At 65.0% G+C, this 23,740-nt stretch carries 18 protein-coding genes and 2 pseudogenes; 14 read left to right on the forward strand and 6 right to left on the reverse strand.

Annotated elements, in window-relative coordinates; all coding sequences use genetic code 11:
* Positions 1 to 41 precede the first annotated feature (41 nt).
* A complete protein-coding gene (gene sfnG / locus G6N46_RS13985) occupies positions 42 to 1,172 on the reverse strand; it encodes a dimethylsulfone monooxygenase SfnG (RefSeq protein WP_138248041.1) in 1,131 nt (376 codons plus the stop codon).
* Positions 1,173 to 1,357: 185 nt separating this feature from the next.
* Between sfnG and G6N46_RS13990 the strand changes: the two genes are divergently transcribed.
* The 3 genes from G6N46_RS13990 to G6N46_RS14000 all read left to right on the forward strand — a co-directional run bounded on the left by G6N46_RS13990 (position 1,358) and on the right by G6N46_RS14000 (position 4,649).
* Positions 1,358 to 2,209, forward strand: coding sequence for an LLM class F420-dependent oxidoreductase (locus tag G6N46_RS13990; protein WP_073694326.1), 852 nt, complete (start codon positions 1,358 to 1,360; stop codon positions 2,207 to 2,209).
* Between the two features lie 163 nt (positions 2,210 to 2,372).
* Complete coding sequence (locus G6N46_RS13995; protein ID WP_138248040.1) at positions 2,373 to 3,968, forward strand: DUF4185 domain-containing protein; 1,596 nt, start codon at positions 2,373 to 2,375, stop codon at positions 3,966 to 3,968.
* Between the two features lie 252 nt (positions 3,969 to 4,220).
* A complete protein-coding gene (locus tag G6N46_RS14000) occupies positions 4,221 to 4,649 on the forward strand; it encodes a hypothetical protein (protein ID WP_138248039.1) in 429 nt (142 codons plus the stop codon).
* Positions 4,650 to 4,659: 10 nt separating this feature from the next.
* Here G6N46_RS14000 and G6N46_RS14005 read toward each other — a convergent pair whose 3' ends face one another.
* A complete protein-coding gene (locus G6N46_RS14005; RefSeq protein ID WP_138248038.1) occupies positions 4,660 to 6,189 on the reverse strand; it encodes an acetyl-CoA acetyltransferase in 1,530 nt (509 codons plus the stop codon).
* A gap of 157 nt (positions 6,190 to 6,346) precedes the next feature.
* On the opposite strand from G6N46_RS14005, the gene G6N46_RS14010 reads away from it, so the two are divergent.
* From G6N46_RS14010 to G6N46_RS14040, 7 genes and pseudogenes are all read left to right on the forward strand, one after another.
* Positions 6,347 to 6,937 carry a hypothetical protein gene (locus G6N46_RS14010; protein WP_138248037.1) on the forward strand — a complete coding sequence of 197 codons (591 nt, stop codon included), beginning with the start codon at positions 6,347 to 6,349 and terminating at the stop codon, positions 6,935 to 6,937.
* An 83-nt stretch (positions 6,938 to 7,020) separates the two neighbouring features.
* On the forward strand, positions 7,021 to 8,133 hold the full coding sequence (locus tag G6N46_RS14015; protein WP_064860737.1) for an ATP-binding protein: 1,113 nt from the start codon (positions 7,021 to 7,023) through the stop codon (positions 8,131 to 8,133).
* Between the two features lie 3 nt (positions 8,134 to 8,136).
* Positions 8,137 to 9,222, forward strand: coding sequence for a MarR family transcriptional regulator (locus G6N46_RS14020; RefSeq protein ID WP_138248036.1), 1,086 nt, complete (start codon positions 8,137 to 8,139; stop codon positions 9,220 to 9,222).
* A gap of 72 nt (positions 9,223 to 9,294) precedes the next feature.
* Positions 9,295 to 9,909, forward strand: coding sequence for a TetR/AcrR family transcriptional regulator (locus G6N46_RS14025; RefSeq protein ID WP_082934905.1), 615 nt, complete (start codon positions 9,295 to 9,297; stop codon positions 9,907 to 9,909).
* Positions 9,910 to 9,978: 69 nt separating this feature from the next.
* Positions 9,979 to 11,487: pseudogene (locus tag G6N46_RS14030) on the forward strand (alpha/beta fold hydrolase); the annotation flags it as partial.
* A 54-nt stretch (positions 11,488 to 11,541) separates the two neighbouring features.
* Positions 11,542 to 12,812, forward strand: a protein-coding gene (locus G6N46_RS14035; protein ID WP_109557393.1) for an IS3 family transposase whose coding sequence is annotated in 2 segments (ribosomal slippage) — positions 11,542 to 11,815 and positions 11,815 to 12,812 — 1,272 coding nt in all. Because the reading frame shifts where the segments join, the coding sequence is not laid out codon by codon here.
* A gap of 21 nt (positions 12,813 to 12,833) precedes the next feature.
* A pseudogene (locus G6N46_RS14040) lies at positions 12,834 to 13,205 on the forward strand (alpha/beta hydrolase family protein); the annotation flags it as partial.
* 66 nt (positions 13,206 to 13,271) lie between these two features.
* On the opposite strand, the gene sucD reads toward G6N46_RS14040, so the two are convergent.
* Positions 13,272 to 14,174 carry a succinate--CoA ligase subunit alpha gene (gene sucD / locus G6N46_RS14045; RefSeq protein ID WP_020099021.1) on the reverse strand — a complete coding sequence of 301 codons (903 nt, stop codon included), beginning with the start codon at positions 14,172 to 14,174 and terminating at the stop codon, positions 13,272 to 13,274.
* A 15-nt stretch (positions 14,175 to 14,189) separates the two neighbouring features.
* Positions 14,190 to 15,353, reverse strand: coding sequence for an ADP-forming succinate--CoA ligase subunit beta (gene sucC / locus G6N46_RS14050; RefSeq protein WP_138248035.1), 1,164 nt, complete (start codon positions 15,351 to 15,353; stop codon positions 14,190 to 14,192).
* Between the two features lie 269 nt (positions 15,354 to 15,622).
* Between sucC and G6N46_RS14055 the strand changes: the two genes are divergently transcribed.
* Both G6N46_RS14055 and G6N46_RS14060 read left to right on the forward strand, forming a co-directional pair.
* A complete protein-coding gene (locus tag G6N46_RS14055) occupies positions 15,623 to 16,708 on the forward strand; it encodes a M23 family metallopeptidase (protein ID WP_138248034.1) in 1,086 nt (361 codons plus the stop codon).
* 3 nt (positions 16,709 to 16,711) lie between these two features.
* Positions 16,712 to 17,416, forward strand: a complete 705-nt coding sequence (locus G6N46_RS14060; protein ID WP_322790399.1) for a hypothetical protein — start codon at positions 16,712 to 16,714, stop codon at positions 17,414 to 17,416.
* A gap of 65 nt (positions 17,417 to 17,481) precedes the next feature.
* Here the strand turns inward: G6N46_RS14060 and pcrA are convergent, their stop codons facing one another.
* Positions 17,482 to 19,821, reverse strand: coding sequence for a DNA helicase PcrA (pcrA, locus tag G6N46_RS14065; protein WP_138248033.1), 2,340 nt, complete (start codon positions 19,819 to 19,821; stop codon positions 17,482 to 17,484).
* Positions 19,822 to 20,053: 232 nt separating this feature from the next.
* Between pcrA and G6N46_RS14070 the strand changes: the two genes are divergently transcribed.
* A complete protein-coding gene (locus G6N46_RS14070; RefSeq protein WP_020099016.1) occupies positions 20,054 to 20,347 on the forward strand; it encodes a chorismate mutase in 294 nt (97 codons plus the stop codon).
* Positions 20,348 to 20,562: 215 nt separating this feature from the next.
* On the opposite strand, the gene G6N46_RS14075 is transcribed toward G6N46_RS14070, so the two are convergent.
* A complete protein-coding gene (locus G6N46_RS14075) occupies positions 20,563 to 22,011 on the reverse strand; it encodes an NAD-dependent succinate-semialdehyde dehydrogenase (RefSeq protein WP_138248032.1) in 1,449 nt (482 codons plus the stop codon).
* 50 nt (positions 22,012 to 22,061) lie between these two features.
* Here G6N46_RS14075 and pgi point away from each other — a divergent pair, with 50 nt between their 5' ends.
* Positions 22,062 to 23,726 carry a glucose-6-phosphate isomerase gene (pgi, locus tag G6N46_RS14080; protein WP_138248031.1) on the forward strand — a complete coding sequence of 555 codons (1,665 nt, stop codon included), beginning with the start codon at positions 22,062 to 22,064 and terminating at the stop codon, positions 23,724 to 23,726.
* Positions 23,727 to 23,740 lie beyond the last annotated feature (14 nt).

Below are 23,740 nucleotides of genomic sequence, written 5' to 3' on the forward strand. Positions count from 1 at the left end.
CCTGACCGGCCGCGACGGCCCCGAGCAAACTTGCCCACCCGTCACGCCGGGACGCGGATCGGCCCCTCTGCGGCGTCCTGTTCCGCCTCCTCGATTTCCCGCACCAACGGCAGCACCTTGGCGCCGAAGTACTCGATTTCCTCCTGGAAATGCAGGAAGCCGCCGAGGATCAGATCGACACCGCGTTTGCGGTAGGCAGCAATCCGCTCCGCGATCTGTTCCGGAGTTCCGATCAACTTGGTACGAAAACCGTCGTTGTACTGCACGAGGTCATCGAAGCTCGAATCCGCCCACATGCCCTTCTTGTCGCCGGTGGAGTTGCCGGCTTGCTGCACGGCCTGACGGAACCCTTCGACGGCCGGTCGGTTCGCCTTCGCGACGATCTCGCGGAGGACTTCTTTCGCCTCTTTCTCCGTATCGCGCGCGATGATGAAGCCATTGAGGCCGAAGCGGACTTCCCGGGCAACCTGACGCGCGTGGTCGCGGACGTCGACGACTTGCTCGGTCACACCGTCGAAGTCCTTGCCGTTGGAGAAGTACCAGTCGGCGTAATAGCCGCCGTTGCGACGCGCCGCGCTCGAGTTGCCGCCCTGGAACAGTTCGGGGTTGGGGCGCTCGGCGGTGTTGAGCGGCTTGGGCTTCAGCGTGAAGTCATGGATGCGGTAGAAGTCGCCGCGGAAGTCGACGTCGTCCTCGGTCCAGATCTTGCGCAACACCTGGAGGAACTCGGCGCTGCGGCGGTAGCGCTCGTCGTGCTCCAGCCAGGGCTCCCCCAGGTGCGTGAATTCGTCCTTGAACCAACCGGATACGACGTTGACGGCGAAGCGGCCATTGGAGAGGTGGTCGGCCGTGGCCCCCAGTTTGGCCAGCACGGCCGGCTGCCAGAGGCCGGGGTGAACGGCCGCAATGACTTTCAAGCGTTCGGTTGCCAGCAGCAGCGCGAGGCTGAAACTCGTTGACTCGTGCTGGTATTCGGCGCCGTAGCTGGCCTCGTACCGGACCTGACTGAGGGCGTACTCGAAGCCGTTGTTCTCCGCGGTCTGCGCGAGCTTCTTGTTGTATTCGTAGTTCCAGTCGGTGCGCTGTTCGATGTCGCTGGTCACCAGGCCGCCGCTGACGTTGGGCACCCAGTAGGCGAACTTGACGTGGTCGGCGATGCGTTCGGTCGTCATGGGCCCATGTGAACAAGCGAGGCGCCCCATCGTCGTGGGTAACGTTCGCGATGAAGTTATCTCCAGTTTGGTTCACGGGCGTCTCACGGCTCAGCTTAGCGGCATAATGCCAGGTAATCCGGCTTGTTCAGGTTTCTCGCCACCCCCTCTTGCGCCCCGATACTGAAACACGTTCTAATCACGGTATGGACTACGGGCTCGTACTTTTCACCAGCGACCGCGGCATCAAGCCCGCCGCTGCCGCCAAACTGGCCGACGACCACGGCTTCACCACCTTCTACGTGCCCGAACACACGCACATTCCGATCAAGCGCCAGGCCGCACACCCCACCACCGGTGACGAGACGCTGCCCGACGACCGCTACATGCGGACGCTGGATCCGTGGGTGGCGCTCGGCTCCGCCGCATCGGTCACGTCGCGCGTGCGGCTGTCGACCGCGGTGGCGCTGCCTGTCGAGCATGACCCGATCACCCTCGCGAAATCCATCGCGACGCTGGATCATCTGTCCGGCGGCCGGGTGTCGGTCGGCGTCGGATTCGGTTGGAACACAGACGAACTGCAGGACCACAACGTCCCGCCGGCCCGGCGGCGCACCATGCTGCGCGAGTACCTGGAGGCGATGCGCGCGCTGTGGACGCAGGAAGAAGCCGAGTACGACGGCGAATTCGTGAAGTTCGGTCCGTCGTGGGCCTGGCCGAAGCCGGTGCAGTCGCACGTGCCGATCCTCGTCGGCGCCGCCGGCACCGAGAAGAACTTCAAGTGGATCGCCAAGTCGGCCGACGGCTGGATCACCACGCCGCGCGACTTCGACATCGACGAACCGGTCAAGCTGCTGCAGGACACCTGGGCCGCCGCCGGGCGCTCGGGTGCGCCGACCATCGTCGCGCTGGACTTCAAGCCGGACGCCGACAAGTTGGCGCACTGGAAGAAGCTCGGTGTGACCGAGGTGCTGTTCGGCCTGCCTGACAGCGACGACGCCACCGTGTCGGCGTATGTCGAGAAGCTCGCCAAGAAGCTGAGCGACTTCGGGATCTGAGGATCTGTCGGCGCTTTGGCGTCGGCAGGTCCTCATCACACTCGATCTGCGGCGGCCAAGATTCCTTGACCGCCGCAGTTTTGTGCCAGATTTTCTGTCAGGGGGCGAGGGGCCGCCGCCATAGACTGACGGTCATGGGGTGGCTGTTTGACGGGTGGGGCCGTTGTCGATCCTGAAGATCCGCGGCACCAATCCGCTTACAGTCGTCGACGGCGGCCGTGACTTGCAGCGCAAGGCGCAAGACCTCGACGAGTTGATCGGTAAGCAGGTGCATGCCGTCCAGGAACTCGAGCAGGACTGGAAAGGCAAGGCGGCCAACGCCGCCCGCGGGCAGGCCTACCGAAATATCGAACACCAGCACCGCTTTCACGAGATCATCGATGCGATGGCGAATGCCATGATCGCCGGCGGCCAAACGCTGGCCACATTGCGCGACGCCCTGCTCAACTGGGTCAGCACGGTGTCCCAGATGTTCAACGTCGCCGACGACGGTGTCGTCACCACCCGTCCGCCACGGACCGGTGGGGCCTGGGACAACATCGCGGCCACCTTCACCAAATGCACCCATAACATGATCAAGGCGTTCATGGACCAAGATCAGAACCTGGCCAACAGCCTCAAAACCATTGCGGGCGGCAACACTCCGGGCAACAACCCGAAACCAGTCCCGGGCTTTACCCCTGGCATCGACCCAGACGGTTTCAACAACGGTCAGATCGGGTTCGAGCAGACGATGGCCGGCTTCGGTGACCCGGCAACCGGTGCAGGCGGAGTGGGTGTACCCAATACGAATACGGACCTTTCAATCATGGGTATGACACCCGAAGGTCGTCTGTTCACCATCCAAGGCGATACCGGAAAGGGAATGAATCAAGACACCAAATCCGGTGGTCCAGGAACTCGTCCCACACGAGAGGAAGGCGGCGGCGGGAACAACAACATCATCTTCTGGAAGATGGACGACCATGGAAAATGGGTCGTGGACGAAGTGGTAAATGACCCGTTCAAACCGCTGAAGAGATCTGATGGCAGTGACGTCGACATCTCAACGATCCCGACGTCCACGTTCAACGCCAACGGCAAGATGTACGCCTCCGTTATGAATGTCAACCACTGGAACGGCGCCCCGGAAACGCGACCACGGGGCGAGAGTGGCTGGGTGACAAGAAGTTCCGAGCTGTGGGTGTCGGGCGACGGCGGGAAAACATGGGAGAAGACAGGTGCCGAATGGGCCAATGACAACCTGAACAACCCGTTTCAAGTACAGAGCTTTGCTCCGTCTCAAGACGGGAAGTATGTCTACATGTATGGCACGCAGGACGGCCGAACCAATGACGGGCTGCATGCGGCTCGCGTCCTTGCTGGGTCCGTCGGCAACCCAAATGAGTACGAGTATTGGAACGGAACTTCGTTCAGCCCGCCTGGGCTTGATCCGAATGCAAGTCCTCCCCTGATCAAAACTCCGCCGGGGATCAGCGGCATCGGAGAGCCAAGCGTCCACTTCTACGAAAACAAAGTCCTTCTCACCTTCAACGATGAATCCGGCGGTATATATACCAGCTCGTCGTCAGCAGCTGACGGAAGCACCGGCTGGACACCGACTACAAAGGTCGTCGATCAAGACGGAGCCTACGGTGCATTCCAATCGCCATTCTCAGGCGGCGACTCTATCGATTCAACTCTGTCGCTATGGAATCGATATGGAACGGCGCTCTATCAGATCGAGAATTCTGACACCAAGAATCTGGGAGCGTACTGATATGTGGTCATTTCGGGATCTCACTGCATTGCCAGTCGCAACTCTTCCGCTCTTGGCTCGTTCCTCGCAAATTGGCACACGCCCACAAACTGACGCGCGTTTGGGAAAGGCCTCATCGTGAAGACGTTGCGATGTATCACAGTACTCCAACTCCTAATCGCGACAACAACTCTTATTGCGATGAGCGCTTGCGCTCCCGCCGGATCTGGTCAGCCGACGAGCACCACCTCGACCACAACGTCACCTCCTACAGTGGCCGGTTTTCCAGACCTGTCCAATTTCGTCGAGGCCGACCAGAACACGTACTTCGGCAGCGGACAACGCTATGCAGGGATTGCTTTTCGGACGCCGGGTGGAATGACCTGCTCCTCAAACGACTACCCCGAGCGAAAATTTGCACGGATCGCCTGCTGGGGCCCTCTGCCCGGCAAGCCCGGCCAATGGGAGCTAGTCGCCGAGCAGCGCAACGCCGCCACGATCAAGGACATCACCGCGCGGGCCCCGGTTGGAACATCCGAAACTGGGACATCTGAGCCAACAACAGTTCTCCTACCCACTCGTCACATTGTCAAGCGCACCGAGGATGACCTCGTTTGCGGCGTCATCGACAACGGAACGCCAGCATGTCGAATCGGTGATCACGGATTCGCTCTCGCAACCGATCAACCCCTGCTGTTCTGACGTGCCGAGATCAGGCCAGCACGGCTCGATTGCCCACATCGGTTGAGGCGACGACGATGTTCGCACCCAGCGGCTCACCGTCGCACAGCAGCGCCATCAACTCGGCATCGGTCGTGGTGGCCAAGAACCGGCTGCCATCGGCATCCAGGCGGCCGATGATGATGCCGGTGTTCGGAGTCCAGTCGTAGCGAACCGTGTAGGTCTCGATGGTCGCAGGGCCGTTCGCATGTTCAACCACCGCAACGGTGGGCCACGACGCGACCTCCGCACACAGTTCGGCACTGTTATCGGCGACCCAATCGGCGGGTTCGGTCGAGTAGATACCGACCGAGAACTTGCTGGCTATGCCGCCGTTCGCGCCCACCAATGCGAATTCGCCTGGGGCTTCCCGCATTCGGGTGACCGCTTCAGCGATGCCATGCAGCGAGTAGTTGTTCCCTGGGCCGCCGAAGTACGGCAGGCCGCCGGTCAGCGTCAGGCCCCGCGCGTCGTCGACGGCCAGGTCGATACCGTCACAGATGTTGAACACCGGGAACGGGAAGCAGCTGTACAGGTCGAATGCCGAGACATCGTCGATCCCAATTCCGGCCACCCGCAACGCTTCCTGCACAGCCAGCACCGAGGCCGGGCTGGCACCGACATCGGGACGGCCGAGGAGCTTCTGCTCCTTCATGTCCGCATGCCCACGCAGGTAGACCCACTTGGATTCCGGCGCGCCAAGTTTGCGTGCCGACTCCACCGACATGAGCACGGCGGCCGCTCCCATGTTCACCTGGTCACGAGCCACCATGAGCCGCGGGTAGGGGTCACAGATCATCCGGTTCTTGTCGGTAACAGTCACCAACTCGTCGACGGTACGTTCCACCGGCGCCGACGAATAAGGGTTCTTGGCAGCGACTTTCGACATCGGGGCGAACAGCTCCCCCATCGCCTGCCGGTAGTCCTGAACAGAAAGCCCGAGGCGCGCACGACGGGCGTTCTCCAGCAGGCCGTACTGCACCGGCGCACCGATCAGGCCGTGCCGAATGGTGTACTCGTCGAAGATGCCGTCGTATCCGTAGCCACGGTCTTCGAGCTGGCCGTCGATGGCCTCCGAGTGATCAGGCTGGTCATCGCGGCCCTTGAAGTACCGGATGCTGGAGGTGTTTTCCGACCCCATGATCAGCACCGCGTTGGCACGGCCGGCCACGATCTCACCGGCGAACTCGGTGATCAGGTGCTGGGGGCTCTGCCCGCCGATGACTTCCAGAACGACACGGGCCGGGTCTGCACCGATGCGCTGCGCCACGGAGCGCGGGTAGTTGTTCGACTTGCCGAGCGGTGCCGGCACGTGGCCGGAGATCTCGAACTGCCGGGTGCCCGCGACGGTGTCAATCGCCGCGGCAACTGCCGTGACGTCGGCTCCGGTGTCCTGCAGCGCCGCCTGCGCGGCGGCCGCCGCGAGATCCACTGAGGACATCCCGCGGTAATCGGGGTCTTCAAGGCGTTCGGTGAACTGACCGACACCCACGATCACCGGCGTACGCGGATCGACACCCATTACAAACCTCCAGCCAACTGTTAATTCGATAGGCTAACCGATTGGGATGTCTACGCAACGTTGCGGGTAGCTGCACATTCGCGTTGGGAGGTAACCACGGGGCGAAGTACGGTCGAGTGATGGCAGTCGCGACGTCGCATGTAGACGGCGTTGAGCCGTGACTACCCATACGAGCGCGGCCCCACGACTCAACGTTCGTTGTCGACTGGCAGTCAGCCTTCTTGTCTCGTTCACCGGCGGCTGCCATATGTCGTCGCCTGGCGAGTCCGCTTCTGAATCGGCCCACGAAATCCCTGACTTCTCCGGATACGCCTCGGTCGATTGGCAACAGTTCGCCTCCGACGGCAGCCCCGGCAATGGGTACCTCGTACGCTTCAGCACGCCCGACGGGTCAACACGCTGCAGCATACTGAACGGCCTTTCGGCGTCATGCGTGGGCAATATCGTCGGGATGCCGAACTCTGCTCCCGATTACTCCAGAGATCGAGACACCTTCGCCGGTAACGACAGCGGCAGTTGCTCCGGCGTCTTGCACGACATCTCTGACTCCCAGAATCCCCAGTACGCGTTCCGCAAGAACGGCGGTGGATGCCCGCCCTTTGCCGACACCAAGACGCTCGGTACAGGCCAGAAACTCGTCAAGTACCAGATGACATGCGCCCTAGGCGAAGGCAGCCTCACTGCCTGCATCAATACCGCAACCAATCACGGCTTCGTTCTGCGACCATCCGGCAGCTGGACCTTCTAACCCACGTCAATCCAGACGTACAACCATCTAGACGTACATCTAAATCGACGTACAATTACGTCATGAACTGGCCCCTCAGACCCATGTCCCTCGTGGTCGGCGGCGTCGTCCCACCCGAGAACGTGGTGGGCCGCGTCCGTGAGCAGCAGGAAATCCTGGCCAGCCTGCCCGATGGCGGGGCGGCGCTCGTCGGCGACCGCCGGCACGGCAAGACATCGCTCGCCCGCCTCGTTGCGCACACCGCACGGCTGCAGGGCCTGACCGTCGTCTCGGTCAGTGCCGAGCGGCAGACCTACGCCGAGTTCGTCACCGCTCTTGCCGCGGAGCTCGGCCGCGTCGACAACGCCCTGCGCCAGGAGGTCGACCGCTGGAAAGTCGCTGTCGGCACCGGGCCGTTCAAGTTCGAGCGGGTCCGCGCCGACGCTGCGCTCGACGATCTGCTGCAGCGCGCCGTCGCCCGCACCAAGGATGGCCCACTGGTGCTGTTCATCGACGAGGTCACCGTGCTCGCGCGCAACCTCGAACGCGAAAAGCCCGGTGGCGGAGACGCATTCCTGCACCTGCTACGCCGCTTCCGACAGGAACACTCCGGGCGGCTGGCCACAGTCCTGTCCGGTTCCATTGGCTTCCACCATGTTTCGGAGGACGCACTCAGCTCAGTCAACGACATCCGTAAAGTCACCGTCGGCCCGATCCGTCACGACCACGCCACGTATCTGGCCGAGTGCCTGCTGCTCGGCGTGAACGTCCCGACCACCGACCGGCATCAGGTCGCGGAATCCATCGCGGCGGCGGCAGAGAACGTGCCGTATTACATCCAGCATCTGGTCGCGGGGGCGGCACGAGAAGGTTCGGTCAAGCCGGACCGCATCGCGGAACTGCTCGCCGCCGCCATCACCGATCCCCACGACCCCTGGGATCTGAGGCACTACCGCGACCGTCTGCGCAACTACTACGGCGACGACGCCCTCGCCATCGCGGGACTCCTCGACATCTACGCCCATGCGCCAACAGCGTTGAGCGTCAACGCAACACTGCAATTCCTGAAGACCGAGGGCTCACCCATCACCGATCGCGACCAGTTGGTGTCCTTCATCGAGCGGCTGGAACAGGACCACTATCTGCGCCGCGTCGGCGACGACGACTGCTTCGCCTCCGGCTTGGTGCAATCAGCGTGGCGGGCCATGAGGCGGTAGACGATGACCCACCCCGCCTTCTCCCCCGGCACCGTCGACCCCGACGACCTCGACGCCCGCACCGTCGGCCGCGGGCCGCTACTGAAGCGGTTGACGGACCGCATCATCAGCTCGGCACAGGACGGTTCGCGTCCGCACACCTTGCTCGTCGCACCGCGCGGCGCTGGTAAGACGCACACCCTCCAGGTCGCGCTCCATCGCGCGCTGAAACAGCGCAAAGCCGCCAAAGCCACACTGCTGCTAGAGCTTTCAGAGGATGCTCTCGCCATCGGCAGCTACCCAGATCTCCTCGTCGAGCTGCTGCGCACGCTGGGCCCAGACGTCCACGAGCGAGCACGGCAGCTTCGCGGCGACGCACTGGAGCTGGAACGGGAAATCCTCGACCTCGCTGCGGGCCGCATGGTGCTGGTCGCGATCGAGAACGCCGACCGAATCTTCGACGCCATCGGTGAAGCCGGGCAGGGCAGCTTCCGCGCCTGGGTCGAAACATCCACTGCCGTCCTGGTTTTCGCGACATCCCCGGCACTGTTTCCCGCCGTGTCCTCCCGCACCCACCCGTGGTACGGGTCCTTCATCATCGAGGAACTCCCCGATCTCACCGACGCCGACGTCGCCGAACTCCTCACGCAGCACGCCCGCGACCGCGAATTGGTTTCGTACGTCGGAACTTCCGAGGGTCGGCACAAGATCGACGACGTCGCCCAGATCGTCGGCTGGTCGCCCCGGGTATGGCAGATCATCGCCGATACCGTCGACAAAACCGGCCTACAAGAAGTAAGGCCCGCCGCAGACGCCGCACTGGAACAACTCACGCCGCACTATCAGCAGGTCCTCTGGCAGCTGCCCGCCGGCGAGCAACGCCTCATCGTCGAACTCGCCCGCGCCGACGGTGGCCGCACCGTCACCGATCTCGCTGCCGCCGTTGGCATTTCAAATCAGTCGGCGTCGGCCGCCCTCGGCCGCCTGACCACCGGCGGCTGGGTCCACCCCAGAAAAGCGGACTCGGGCGACCGTCGCGCCACCTGGTACGACCTCAGCGACCCGCTGCTCCGCAACTACCTGCACTACCGCGAGCGCCGCCAACGCTGACGCTCGACTCCTTGACGAACCTATCACTTAGTGACACAGTTGAACTGTCACTAAGTGACAGGAGGGCGGGCTATGAGCGACAAGCAGGACCAGGCACGGATTGCGGTGTCACGCATTGCCTGCGCCCTGTTCTGGGAGCGGGGCGTCGCCGGAACCAGCGGTGACGACATCGCCGCGGCCGCCGGGCTCTCGACCCGCACCATCTGGCGCTACTTCCGCAGCAAGGAGAGTTGCGTCGAACCCCTGCTCGCCAAGTCGGCCGACCGCTTCGTGGCGAGTGCCCGGCGCTGGCCGCACGAGCTGTCGTTGTCGGAACACCTTGCGGCAGATGCCATTGCGCATCCGCTGTCGCCGCAGGACATCGAGGACGAGCTCAGCGCGATCCGGCTGGCGACCATGACGGAATCCGACCCCGCGCTGCGCACTGCGTACCTGATGGTCCACGACCGCATGGAGCGGGGACTCATCCCGGTCATCGCCGACCGATTGGGCTTACCCGACGACGATCTCACCGTCCGCCTGTGCGCGGCAGCAGTCACCGGCGCCTTCCGCGTCGTCGACGAAGACGTGAGTAGGGCAATCGTCGTCGACGGCAAGAAGGTCAGCCAGGAAGAGGCGCTGACGCTCATGGACCGGGCGATCCGCGAAGCCACCAATGGCAGGCTGGGCGGCCCCGTCCAACGCTGAAAATCCCATATCCCTCACGAGCCGGCGACAACCGGCCCGGCGAACAAGCTTGTCCAAGAAAGGATTCCCATGGCGCTACCCGAACTCATCTCGGTCGAAGAACTCTTCAGCGCACCCGAGCGCACGGCGGCGACGATCTCGCCGGACGGCACCAGGATCGCGTACCTGGCACCGTGGAAGAACCGCCTGAATGTCTGGGTACAGGACGTCGACGACGACGCGACAGCGCGCTGCGTCACGGCCGACGAATCGCGCAGTGTGTACATCTACCGGTGGACCGACAACCCACGATGGCTGCTCTACATGCAGGACACCGGAGGTGACGAGAACTGGCACGTCTACCGCATCGACCTGGAGAACCCCGATACGCCCGCGGTGGACCTGACCCCGTTTCCAGGAACGCGGGCGAGTTTCGAACTACCCAAGAGGTTGCCGGGAAAGGCCATCGTCCAGATCAACAAGCGTAACCCCGAACTGTTCGATGTGTACGAACTCGACATCGCCACAGGCGAACTCACGCTCCGCGCGGAGAACCCGGGCAACGTCGTCACCTGGCTGAGCGGGCCGAGCGGCGACCTGTTCACCAACACCCTGACCGCGGACGGCGACGTCGAGATCTCGCATTGGGACTCGGCAACGAGCACCCTGCGTCCGGTCAAGGTCTACGACGGCAGCGACTACCCGGTGGGCATCTTCCCAGTCACCGTCACGCCGGACGGCAAGGGCATCTGGCTGCCTTCCTACGAGAACAGCGACCGGTCTCGACTGGTTCTGGTCGACGTGGCCAGCGGCGCCGAGACCGAGGTCGACAGCCACCCGACGTTCGATCTGGGCAACCAGATGGTCCTGCCGTCACCGTTCATCCTGTGCCAGCGGACCGGTGATCTGATCGGTGCCCGCTACTACGGCGAACGTCAGGTCATCCACCCGCTGGAGCCGAATTTCGCTGCGGTACTGGAGAATCTGGTCAAACTCTCGGACGGTGATCTCGCCACCGTGTCGTCCGACGACCGTGGCCGGCGGTGGGTGGTCAGCTTCACCCACGACCGCGATCCGTGGGCCACTTATCTGTACGACCACTCGACCGGCGAAAGCCGGCTGTTGTTCCGGCCATACGCGCGTCTGGATCCCGAAAAGCTCGCCCCGATGACACCCGTGACCATCACGTCGCGCGACGGGCTGGACCTGCATGCGTATCTGACCCTGCCGGTCGGGATCGAACCCCGTGATCTGCCGTTGGTCCTGCTGGTCCACGGCGGTCCGTGGGCGCGCGACTGCTGGGGCTTCCAACCCGATGTGCAGCTGCTGGCCAATCGCGGATATGCGGTGCTGCACGTGAACTTTCGCGGCTCGACAGGCTACGGCAAGGCCTTCACCAAGGCTGCGATCGGGGAGTTCGCGGGCAAGATGCACGACGACCTGATCGACGCCGTGGACTGGGCCGTCAAGCAGGGCTACGCCGATCGGGACAAGGTGGCGATCTACGGCGGCTCGTACGGTGGCTACGCCGCGCTGGTCGGCGTGACGTTCACCCCCGATGTGTTCGCGGCGGCCATCGACTACGTCGGAATCTCGAGTTGAACCGCCCCGAGTTTGATGCACACCTTCTTTCGAGGGAAGGTAGTTCGCATCATGCCGAAGAAGTACGACGAGGAGTTCAAGGTCCGGGCGGTGCGGTTGGTCGCTGACCATGCCGAGGAGTACGACACCCGCACGGCCTGCATCACCGCGGTCGCCAAACGGTTGGGCGTCTCCTACGAATCGCTGCGCCGCTGGATCAACCAGAGCGAGGTCGACGCCGGGGACCGGGCAGGGGTGCCCACCGACATTGCGCGCGAGAACAGAGAGCTCAAACGCAAGAACCGTGAGCTTGAAGAAACCATCGAAATCCTCAAGGCGGCAACAAGTTTCTTCGCGCGGGAGAGCGACCCGCGACGCCGCTGATCTGTGCGTTCATCGCCGAGCATCGTGCTCGGTTCGGGGTCGCTCCGATCTGCCGCGTGCTGTCCGAGCACGGCTGCCAGATTGCCCCGAGAACGTTCTACGCCTGGCTGGCGCGGCCGCCATCGGCGCGGGCCTTGTGGGATATGGCTATTACTGAGGTGCTGGCCGGCTACTACGAACCCGACGAACACGGACACCGCAAGCCCGAGTCGTTGTACGGCGCGGTCAAGATGTGGGCCCATCTGCGCCGTCAGGGCATCGAGGTGGCCCGCTGCACGGTAGAGCGCCTCATGCGGGACAACGGGTGGCGTGGGGTGACCCGCCGTAAGAAGGTTCGCACCACCATCGCTGACCCGGCTGCCGGGCGAGCCCCGGATCTGGTGGACCGCCAGTTCCGCGTTGAGACGCCCAACAGGTTGCTGGTAGCCGATTTCACCTACGTCAGATTGGCCGCCGGGGTGTTCGTCTACACCGCGTTCGTCATCGATGCCTACTCCGGGCGGATCGTGGGCTGGACCTGCTCAGCGGGCAAGAGTGATGCGTTCGTACGGCGGGCAATACGCCACGCCGCGCAACTCCGGCATCGTGAGGGTAATCCGTTGTCGGGCAGTACTATTCACCACTCAGATGCGGGCTCTCAGTATACGTCGGTGCGGTTCGGGGAAACCCTGTCCTTGTCCGGATTGGTGCCGTCGATCGGATCGGTCGGCGATGCCTTCGATAACGCGTTGGCCGAGACCACCGTCGGGCTGTACAAGAACGAAGCCGTCCGCGACGACTCCCCATTCCGTCGCGGCCCGCTGCACCGACTGACCGACGTAGAACTGCTCACCGCCGACTGGGTCCACTGGTACAACAGCGACCGGCTCATGCACCGCCTGGGCCGCATCCCACCGATCGAATACGAGACCATCTACTACGCTACGAACACAGCCCAATCAGAGGCTGCGCACCAATAAACCGGTGTGCACCAAACTCGGGGCGGTTCAAGTCTCGCGAACTTCATGCGCACCCTGCCCAACGTGGCCCGGCCCTTCCTCGCCACCAACTGGCACACGTATGTGGGTGACGCCAATGACCCCGTGCAGGAGGCCGACATGCTGGCCCGCTCGCCCATCACCAAGGTGGATCAGATCCGCACACCACTGCTGGTTATCCAGGGCGCCAACGATTCTCGCGTCGTGCAGGCAGAATCCGACAACCTCGTCGAGGCACTGCGCGCCCGCGGAGTCGAGGTCGAGTACATGGTCAAGGCCGACGAAGGACACGGATTCCTCAACCCCGACAACCAGATCGACATGAACCACGCCGTCGAGCGCTTCCTCGCCCAGCACCTCGGCGGTCGCATCTGACTTCACATTCAGCGCAAACACAACAGGCCCCCACCAGAAGGTGGGGGCCTGTTGTGCAGAAAGGAATTACAGCGACTGCAGGATCTCGCGAGCCAGCGCAGCGGTGGCCGACGGGGTCTTGCCGACCTTCACGCCGGCAGCCTCGAGGGCTTCCTGCTTGGCGGCGGCGGTGCCCGACGAGCCCGAGACGATGGCGCCGGCGTGGCCCATGGTCTTGCCCTCCGGAGCGGTGAAGCCCGCGACGTAGCCGACGACCGGCTTGGTGACGTTGGCCTTGATGTAGTCGGCGGCACGCTCTTCGGCGTCGCCGCCGATCTCGCCGATCATCACGATGACCTTGGTCTCCGGGTCCTTCTCGAACGCCTCGATGGCGTCGATGTGGGTGGTGCCGATGACCGGGTCGCCGCCGATGCCGATGGCGGTCGAGAAACCGAAGTCACGCAGCTCGTACATCATCTGGTAGGTCAGGGTGCCGGACTTGGAGACCAGACCGATCGGGCCCTTGCCGGTGATGTTGTTCGGCGTGATGCCGACCAGCGCCTCGCCGGGGGTGATGATGCCCGGGCAGTTGGGGCCGATGATGCGGGTCTTCTGACCCTTCTCGACGTTGTAGGCCCACGCGTACGCGCTGTCCTGCACCGGGATGCCCTCGGTGATGACGACCAGCAGCGGGATCTCGGCGTCGATGGCCTCGATGATGGCGTCCTTGGAGAACGCCGGCGGGACGAAGGCGATCGACACGTCGGCGCCGGTCTCCTTCATGGCCTCGGCGACCGTGGCGAACACGGGCAGCTCGATGTCGTTGCCGTCCTTGTCCACATGCGAGACCTTGGTGCCGGCCTTGCGCGCGTTGACGCCACCGACGACCTGGGTGCCGGCCTTCAGCATCAGCTTGGTGTGCTTGGTGCCCTCACCGCCGGTGATGCCCTGGACGATGACCTTGGAATCCTTGTTCAGGAAGATAGACATAAGTTGTTGGCTCCCTTACTTGTTCGCCAGCTCGGCGGCTTTGTCGGCACCGGAGTCCATGGTCTCGGCCTGGATCACCAGCGGGTGGTTGGCCTCGGCCAGGATGCGGCGGCCCTCTTCGACGTTGTTGCCGTCGAGACGGACGACCAGCGGCTTGTTGGCCTCGTCGCCCAGCATTTCCAGCGCCTTGACGATGCCGTTGGCGACTGCGTCGCACGCGGTGATGCCACCGAAGACGTTGACGAAGACGCTCTTGACCTGGCTGTCGCCGAGGATGACGTCCAGACCGGCAGCCATCACCTCGGCCGAGGCGCCACCACCGATGTCCAGGAAGTTGGCGGGCTTGACGTTGCCGTGGTTCTCACCGGCGTACGCGACGACGTCGAGCGTCGACATGACCAGACCGGCACCGTTACCGATGATGCCGACCGAGCCGTCGAGCTTGACGTAGTTGAGGTCGTGCTGCTTGGCCTTGAGCTCGAGCGGGTCGGTGGCTTCCTTGTCCTCGAACTCGGCGTGGCCGGGCTGACGGAAGTCGGCGTTCGCGTCCAGGGTGACCTTGCCGTCGAGGGCGAGGATCTGGTCGTCGGGGGTGCGAACCAGCGGGTTGACCTCGACCAGGGTGGCGTCTTCGGCGACGAAGACCTCCCACAGCTTCTGGATGGTCACGGCCGCGGCGTCGAGCACCTCGGCGGGCAGGTGGCCCTTCTCGGCGATCTCGCGGGCGAAGGCCAGGTCGACACCCTTGACGGCGTTGACGGGAACCTTGGCGAGACGCTCCGGCTTGGTGGCGGCGACCTCTTCGATCTCCATGCCACCCTCGACCGAGCACATGGCCAGGTAGGTGCGGTTGGCGCGATCGAGCAGGAAGGAGATGTAGTACTCCTCCGCGATGTCGCTGGCTTCGGCGACGAGCAGCTTCTTGACGATGTGGCCCTTGATGTCCAGACCGAGGATGTTCTGCGCGTGAGTGAGGGCGTCCTCCGGGGTGGCGGCGTACTTCACGCCACCGGCCTTGCCGCGGCCACCGACCTTGACCTGCGCCTTGATCATGACGGGCTTGCCGATCTCCTCGGCGATCGCCTTGGCGTCATCGGCGGACTCGGTGACCCGGCCCGGTGTAGTAGGGACGTTGTGCTTGGCGAACAGCTCTTTCGCCTGGTACTCGAAGAGATCCATGAGCTCTGAGAAATCCCGTTCTGTCTGCGTTGACGGTTGAATTCACTTCAGCATTGGGCCGCACTGGCTCGCTCGGCACTTTAGCCACGTACTACTGAGTAGCCAGCACCGCCTACTACCCATGTGGTACATCTCACCTGAGAGCCACGAGTGAGGCAAATCACAGTTCCCGGCCAATGACATCTATAGGTTGCCAATCGGTTCTGATTTTCAGTACCGTCATGGGCGGTCTCGGTAACGGTACGGTCACGGAGCAAAGGAATTTTCGGTTGGCTGAGCACGATTCGTCTGGCACTCCCCTCGGAGAGGCGACGGACGCCGGCATCACCGAGAACGCTACCCGCACCACCATCAAGCTTTCCCGCGCTGTGAGCCCTGCCGAAGTGACCGACATCATCCCGTTCAACGAGTTCGGCGATCTGCACGATCTGGACCTGTCCGAGAGCGCCTTCGACCGCGATTCCCGCGTCAACGCCGCCCCTGAGCTCGACGATCTGAACGACACCGACGACGAGACCCCCCTGACGCTGACCGTCCCGGCCGAATTCCAGCAGCCCGAGGGTGCCCAGCGGCTCTCCGCGAGCGCCTACCGCGACAGCCACACCGATACCAGCAACGGTCTCGACGACACCGACATCATCGATCTGCGCGCGAGCCGCGGCACCCACCGCAAGCCTGAGCCCGTCAATGGCGTGAAGGGCCGTCTGGTCGCCGCCGCGATGGCCGTGGGCGCCACTGCCGCCGCCGGGTACTCGATGATGACCAGCGCCGATCAGCCGACCAGCACGAAGCTCGCCGCTGACCAGGTTGTCCGGGCGGACGGGTCATCCGATGGCATCCAGATCGTCAACGTCGAACCCGCGGCGTCGTCCGGCGCGGTGCACGCCCAGGAGCTCGCCAACGGCGCGGCGTTCGCGCAGGAGCGCGCCGAGCGCGAAGCCCGACTGGCCCGCCCGCTGTTCGTGATGCCGACCAAGGGTGTGTTCACCTCCGGCTTCGGTTACCGCTGGGGCGCGCTGCACGGCGGCATCGACATCGCCGGCCCGATCGGCACCCCGATCGTCGCCGTGTCCGACGGCGTCGTCGTCGCAGCAGGCCCAACCGCTGGTTACGGCGCGTGGGTCAAGGTCCGCCACTCGGATGGAACCGTCACGCTGTACGGCCACGTCAACACCTGGGTCGTCTCGGTCGGCCAGCGCGTCTTCGCCGGCGACCAGATCGCCACCATCGGGAACCGCGGCAACTCGACCGGCCCGCACTGCCACTTCGAGGTGCTCCTCGGCGGCAGCTCGCGCATCGACCCCGTGCCGTGGTTGGCGCAGCGTGGCCTGAGCCCGGGTAACTACGTCGGCTGATCCGTGACGGACGACAACTCCGCCGATGGGCCGTTGTCCGACCCCACCCAAACATTTGGGCGACAGTCTGACGACGAACCCAAGACCAGTCTGATCCGTCGCGCCCCGACGGGTGCCATTCCGATCGTGCACCCCGCCGACGACAGCGCACCGGCGACCAGCATCATCCGACGCACGCCCACCGGCGCCATCCCCGTCGCCAATCCCGATACCGACGCTCCGCAGACCAGCTTCATCGAACCCTCCTCCACCGGCCTGATCCTGTCCGGGCTGGTCGAACCCGAAGCGCCGGGGACCGCCAACGTCGCGGCGCCGAGTGCGCCCAAGCCGAAGCCGCCGCCCGGGCCGTTCGCCGCCTGCGCCACCGCCACGGCCTGCATCTTGAGTGGCTGGGCCACCGCCGTCATCGCCACTTCACTGATCTCCGGGTGGTGGCGCACCGATCCGCTGTTCTGCGTCGCCATCGGCTTCCTCGCCGCGGTCGGCTGCGGCGCCACCATCGGCGGCCAGATCGCGGTGCTGCTACGCCACCGGACCGGACGGATGCTGGTGGTGGTCGGCGCCCTGGTGACCTTGGTGATCTTCGCCAGTTTGTTCGTCGCGGGGGCAAAACTGCCGCAGATCGTCTACGGCATCCCGATGCTGCCCATCGCGAGCATGGTGCTCGCGATGCTTCCCGTCACCGGGCGTTGGTGCACCAAAACCTGACGCGCACAGGCGAATCCGGTTAAAAATCAGCGCGATCGCGTGAGCCCTTTAGGCTCTCGGCGACGCTAGAGCTTCTGCACCGGCGCGTGGTTGTGCATCAGCTTGACCCGGCCGGAGCTGCCGAAGTCGATGAGCGACATGGCCGATTCACCGACGCCGCTGACCTCCTCGACGCGCCCCAGCCCGTACTTGTCGTGCGTGACGCGGTCACCCGGCGAGAGCACCACCAGTGGCTTGTTGCGGTTCGGCGCCGGCCGCATGGGCGACGGCCGTCCACCACCGAGGCCACCACCCGATCCGCCGGATCCGTAGCGGCTGGGCGCCGACAACGACGGTGGCGGCTCGACCCGGCGCCAGTCGATCAGCTCTTGCGGAATCTCCTGCAGGAAACGCGATTCCGGGTTGAGCATGGGCTGCCCCCACGACGACCGCACCTTGGCGCGGCTCAGGTACAGCCGCTGCCGGGCCCGGGTGATGCCGACGTACGCCAGCCGGCGTTCCTCGGACAGTTCGGTGGGATCGCCGAGCGCGCGCATGTGCGGAAACATGCCGTCCTCCCAGCCGGTCACGAACACCACGGGGAATTCGAGACCCTTGGCGGTGTGCAGCGTCATCATGGTGACGACGCCGTCGCCGTCTTCGGGGATTTCGTCGGCGTCGGCGACCAGCGAGACCCGCTCCAGGAACGCGGCCAGCGCCCCGGTGTCGGGCACGTCCTCATCCAGTTCCTCTTCCTGCAACGCCTGCGCGTTGGCCAGGTCGGTGCTGAATTCGTGTGCGACGCTGACCAATTCGTTCAGGTTGTCCAACCGCGCCTGGTCCTGCGGGTCACTGGACGCTTCCAGCTCGCGGCGGTAGCCGGTGCGGTCCAGCACCGTCTCGACCAGGTCGCCCAATTCACCGTCGAGCCCGCCGCGCAGGCTGTCCATGAGCTCGACGAAGCTGGCGATCGCCTTCTCCGAGCGGGAGTTCAGCATCGGCACCCGCCCCTCGGCTGCGGCCTGCAACGCGTCACTGAAGCTGGCGCCGGTGTTCTCGGCGTATACGGCGACGCATGCTTCAGCGCGGTCGCCGATACCCCGGCGGGGGGTGTTGAGAATGCGCCGCAGGCTTACCGCGTCGCCCGGGTTGTCCAGCACCCGCAGGTACGCGACGATGTCGCGAATCTCCTTGCGCTCGTAGAAGCGCATGCCCCCAACAACTTTGTACGGGATACCGGCCCGGATGAAGATGTCTTCCACCGACCGTGACGAGTTGTTGGTGCGGTAGAACACCGCGACGTCGCCGTAACTGAATTTCGTGTCGATCCCGCTGCCCTTGGTGGTCAGCGTGTCGATCTCCTCGGCGATGAACCGCGCCTCGTCGTGCTCGTTGTCGGCGACGTAGCCGACGATCAGCTCACCCTCGCCCGCGTCGGTCCACAGCTTCTTGTCGCGGCGCCCGGCGTTGCGGCTGATGACGCCGTTGGCGGCCGACAGGATGTTCTGCGTCGAACGATAATTCTGTTCCAGCAGAATGGTTTTCGCATTCGGGAAGTCGCGCTCGAAATCCTCGATGTTGCGGATGGTCGCGCCGCGGAACGCGTAGATGGACTGGTCGGCGTCACCGACGACGCACAGCTCGGCGGGTGGGACGTCGTCGGCGCCTTCGGGCGCGTGGTGTCCGACGAGTTCGCGCACCAGGACGTACTGAGCGTGGTTGGTGTCCTGGTACTCGTCGACCAGGATGTGCCGGAAGCGCCGCCGGTAGTACTGCGCGATCTGCGGAAAGCCTTGCAGCACAGCGACGGTCTCGCCGATCAGGTCGTCGAAGTCCATGGCGTTCGCGGCCCGCAGCCGGCGCTGGTATTCGCCGTACACCTCGGCGACGATCTTCGGCAGGTCCTCGTCGGCCTCGGACGCCTCCGAGGCCGCCTGCAGCGGATCGATCAGTTCGTTCTTCAGGTTCGAGATCGCGGTCGCCAGCATGCGCGGCGAGTACCGCTTGACGTCGAGGTTGAGATCCTTGCCGACCATCATCAGCAGCCGGCGCGAGTCGTCGGCGTCGTAGATCGAGAAGTTGGAGTTCAGTCCGGGCAGCAGCGAGGCCTGGTTGCGCAGGATGCGGACGCAGGTTGAGTGGAACGTCGACACCCACATGGACTTGGCCCGCGGACCGATCAGCTGGACGACGCGCTCACGCATCTCGGCGGCGGCCTTGTTGGTGAACGTGATGGCCAGGATCTGACCGACGCCGACGTCGCGGTTGGCCAGCAGGTAGGCGATGCGCCGGGTCAGGACCGCGGTCTTGCCCGAGCCCGCGCCGGCCACGATCAGCAGCGGCGAACCTTCGTGCAGCACAGCTGCACGCTGCTGCGGGTTGAGGCCTTCGAGAAGCTGATCGATGTCGGGGGCTGTGCTCGTCATATCAGTTCAAACTTACCGCCGGGGTGCGACAACCCACGCATTTGCCCGGCCGCTTCTGTCACCTCTTTGCGCTGGCACCGGCCGGGATGGCACACTCAGAACGTGCTCAATGCGCAGCAGCGATTTTTCTACGGGTACCGGACGCCGGTACCCGGGGTTTAGCTGCTTCCCTTCAGCCCCGTGGTCCGCATCCGGATCCGGGGCTCGTTTGTTGTGTGAGGCCTGAATTCGGATGACACCAGAATCCACCAACAGCGAGGAAACCATGTCGACCGAAACTGAACTCCCCAACATCGACGAGCTCCGCCTGGAGATCGACGAGCTCGACGCCACCATCCTGGCGGCCGTCGCCCGTCGGACCGAGGTCTCCAAGATGATCGGCAAGGCCCGGATGGCCTCCGGCGGCACCCGGCTGGTGCACAGCCGCGAGATGAAGGTCATCGAGCGCTACAGCGAGCTGGGCCCCGAGGGCAAAGACCTCGCGATGCTGCTGCTGCGCCTGGGCCGCGGCCGCCTCGGCCACTGAGCGACACCCGCGCTACCTCCCGCGAGCCAGAGCCTGGGGTACTTCCCGCCACCCGCGAGCGCCCGTGTTTGTACAGCAACACGCCGCCTTGAGCGTGTGGCTTGGGACCCCTCGCGGCCGGTGAGCGGCCCCATTTGCACACGCAACCACGGTGTGTCGCGTACAAACGCGGCCGCTCGCGGGAGGGGCGGCTACACGGTCGGGGAGTGAGGGCGTCAGGAGGTCAGGGCGATGTACTTGGTGTCGAGGTACTCCTCGATGCCTTCGGTGCCGCCTTCGCGGCCGAAGCCTGACGACTTCACCCCGCCGAACGGCGCCGCCGGGTCCGAGATGACGCCCCGGTTCACGCCGACCATGCCCGACTCCAGCGCCTCGGACACCCGCAGTGCCCGATCCAGCGACTGCGTGTAGATGTACGCCGCCAGGCCGTACTCGGTGTGGTTGGCGGCCGCGATCGCCTCGTCCTCGGTATCGAAACCCGTCACCGGAGCGACGGGCCCGAACACCTCTTCCTTGAGGATGCGGGCATCGGCAGGCACATCCGCCAGGACCGTCGCGGGATAGAAGTAGCCCGGGCCGCCCGGTGCGGTGCCGCCGACGGCCACGGTCGCGCCGCGCGACACCGCGTCGGACACCAGTTCGGTCACGGTGCCGACCTGTTTGGCGTTGATCAGCGGGCCCAGCGTCGCGTTCTCGTCGAGCCCGTTGCCGAGCGTGAACTCGCTCATCCGCTGCACCAGCTTGGTGGTGAACACCTCGCGGACCGAGTTGGCGACGTGGAAGCGGTTGGCCGCGGTGCAGGCCTCGCCGCCGTTGCGCATCTTGGCCAGGATCGCGCCGTCGACCGCGGCGTCGATGTCGGCGTCGTCGAACACCACGAACGGTGCGTTGCCACCGAGCTCCATCGACATGCGCAGCAGCTTCTCCCCGCCCTGCTGCACCAGCGCCCGGCCGACGCCCGTCGACCCGGTGAAGGTCAGCTTCCGCAGCCGACCGTCGTTCAGCAGGGCGGCGGTCAGTTCGCCCGGGCTGGTGGTCGGCAGCACGGACAGCACGCCCTTGGGCAGGCCGGCGTCGGCCATCAGCTTGGCGAGCAGCAACATGGTCAGCGGGGTTTCGGCAGCGGGCTTGACCAGCATGGTGCAGCCGGCGGCCAGGGCCGGGCCGATCTTGCGGGTCCCCATGGCCAGCGGGAAGTTCCACGGTGTCACCGCGTAGCACGGGCCGACGGGCGACTTGGTGACGACGATGCGCCCGGTACCGGCCGGGCTCGGGGTGTAGCGGCCGCCGATGCGGACGGCCTCTTCGGCGAACCAGCGGAAGAACTCGGCGCCGTATTTCACTTCGCCCCGACTCTCGGCCAGCACCTTGCCCATCTCGAGCGTCATCAACGTGGCCACGTCCTCGGCGCGGGCGGTGATGGTCTCGAACACCGATCGCAGGATCTCGCCGCGCTCACGCGCGGGGGTTGCCGCCCATTCCTTTTCGACGGCCGCCGCGGCGTCGAGTGCGGCGATGCCGTCCTGCGGGGTGGCGTCGGCGACGTGGGCGATGACGCCCTCGGTGGCCGGGTTGAGCACTTCGAATGTGGATTGACCGGCGCGCTCCTCACCGCCGATCCAGAGGCCAGTTGGGACAGACGACAACAGCGCGGCGATGTCCATACACCCATCATGTACGGCGGCGTTTCCTACGTCACACTAGGGTTTGGGGCATGGCTGATCACTCTCCCGCTGCCGACATCTCGACCACCTCAGCCTGGGAGGCGCTCACCGCGCACCACGCCGCGGTCGAGGCGACCACGCTGCGCGAGCTGTTTGCCGACGACCCGGACCGCGGCCGCGAGCTGACGCTGACCGTCGGCGACCTGTACATCGACTACAGCAAGCACCGGGTGACCAGGGAAACCCTTGCGCTGCTGCTCGATCTGGCCCGGGCGGCCGGGCTAGAGCAGCGGCGCGACGCGATGTTCGCCGGCGAGCACATCAACACCTCCGAGGACCGCGCGGTGCTGCACACCGCGCTGCGGCTGCCCCGCGGGGCGTCGTTGGTGGTCGACGGCCAGGACGTCGTCGCCGACGTGCACTCGGTGCTCGACGAGATGGGCACCTTCACCGATCGGCTGCGCAGCGGCGAGTGGACCGGGGCGACCGGCAAGCGCATCACGACCGTCGTCAACATCGGTATCGGCGGTTCCGACCTGGGGCCGGTGATGGTCGATCAGGCCCTGCGCCACTACGCCGATGCCGGTATCTCGGCCCGGTTCGTATCGAACGTCGATCCGGCCGACCTGGTGGCCAAGCTCGACGGACTCGACCCTGCCACAACGCTTTTCATCGTCGCCTCCAAGACGTTCTCGACGTTGGAGACGCTGACGAACGCCACCGCCGCCCGCCGCTGGCTCGTCGCCGCACTCGGTGATGACGCTGTCGCCAAGCACTTCGTCGCGGTGTCGACCAACGCAAAGCTGGTGTCCGAGTTCGGCATTGACACCGCGAACATGTTCGGTTTCTGGGACTGGGTCGGCGGCCGCTACTCGGTGGACAGCGCCATCGGGCTCTCCGTGATGGCCGTGATCGGCAAGGAGCGGTTCGGCGAGTTCCTGGCCGGCTTCCACCTGGTCGATGAGCACTTCCGCACCGCACCGCTGGAGGCGAATGCGCCGGCGCTGCTTGGCCTCATCGGCCTCTGGTACTCGGATTTCTTTGGCGCACAAGCACGTGCGGTGCTCCCCTACTCCAACGACATGGCCCGCTTCGCCGCCTACCTGCAGCAGCTGACCATGGAGTCCAACGGCAAGTCGGTGCGTGCCGACGGCACCCCGGTGAGCACCGACACCGGCGAGATCTTCTGGGGCGAACCGGGCACCAACGGCCAGCACGCCTTCTACCAGCTGCTGCACCAGGGCACGCGGCTGGTGCCGGCCGACTTCATCGGTTTCAGCGAGCCGACCGACGACCTGCCCACCGCCGACGGCACCGGCAGCATGCACGACCTGCTGATGAGCAACTTCTTCGCCCAGACGCAGGTGCTCGCCTTCGGCAAGACCGCAGACGAGATTGCCGCCGAGGGCACCCCGGCTGACGTCGTCCCGCACAAGGTGATGCCCGGAAACCGGCCCACCACTTCGATTTTGGCGACCAAGCTGACGCCGTCGGTGGTTGGCCAGCTGATCGCCCTGTACGAGCACCAGGTCTTCACCGAGGGCGTCATCTGGGGCATCGACTCGTTCGATCAGTGGGGCGTCGAACTGGGCAAGACCCAGGCCAAGGCCCTGCTGCCGGTCATCACGTCCGAGGCCGCGCCGGCCCCGCAGTCCGACAGCTCGACCGACGCCCTCGTGCGTCGCTACCGAGCGGAGCGCGGCCGCGTTTCCTGAGGGATTTGTGCACG

Origin of the sequence: Mycolicibacterium phocaicum, assembly GCF_010731115.1 — a bacterium.
Taxonomy (GTDB): domain Bacteria; phylum Actinomycetota; class Actinomycetes; order Mycobacteriales; family Mycobacteriaceae; genus Mycobacterium; species Mycobacterium phocaicum.

Bases quoted from the DNA above. Each gene is read 5' to 3' on its own strand.
- sfnG (WP_138248041.1), bottom strand. From the start codon at position 1,172: ATGACGACCGAACGCATCGCCGACCACGTCAAGTTCGCCTACTGGGTG.
- G6N46_RS13990 (WP_073694326.1), top strand. From the start codon at position 1,358: ATGGACTACGGGCTCGTACTTTTCACCAGCGACCGCGGCATCAAGCCC.
- G6N46_RS14005 (WP_138248038.1), bottom strand. From the start codon at position 6,189: ATGGGTGTCGATCCGCGTACGCCGGTGATCGTGGGTGTCGGTCAGTTC.
- G6N46_RS14015 (WP_064860737.1), top strand. From the start codon at position 7,021: ATGTCCCTCGTGGTCGGCGGCGTCGTCCCACCCGAGAACGTGGTGGGC.
- G6N46_RS14020 (WP_138248036.1), top strand. From the start codon at position 8,137: ATGACCCACCCCGCCTTCTCCCCCGGCACCGTCGACCCCGACGACCTC.
- G6N46_RS14025 (WP_082934905.1), top strand. From the start codon at position 9,295: ATGAGCGACAAGCAGGACCAGGCACGGATTGCGGTGTCACGCATTGCC.
- sucD (WP_020099021.1), bottom strand. From the start codon at position 14,174: ATGTCTATCTTCCTGAACAAGGATTCCAAGGTCATCGTCCAGGGCATC.
- sucC (WP_138248035.1), bottom strand. From the start codon at position 15,353: ATGGATCTCTTCGAGTACCAGGCGAAAGAGCTGTTCGCCAAGCACAAC.
- pcrA (WP_138248033.1), bottom strand. From the start codon at position 19,821: ATGACGAGCACAGCCCCCGACATCGATCAGCTTCTCGAAGGCCTCAAC.
- G6N46_RS14070 (WP_020099016.1), top strand. From the start codon at position 20,054: ATGACACCAGAATCCACCAACAGCGAGGAAACCATGTCGACCGAAACT.
- G6N46_RS14075 (WP_138248032.1), bottom strand. From the start codon at position 22,011: ATGGACATCGCCGCGCTGTTGTCGTCTGTCCCAACTGGCCTCTGGATC.
- pgi (WP_138248031.1), top strand. From the start codon at position 22,062: ATGGCTGATCACTCTCCCGCTGCCGACATCTCGACCACCTCAGCCTGG.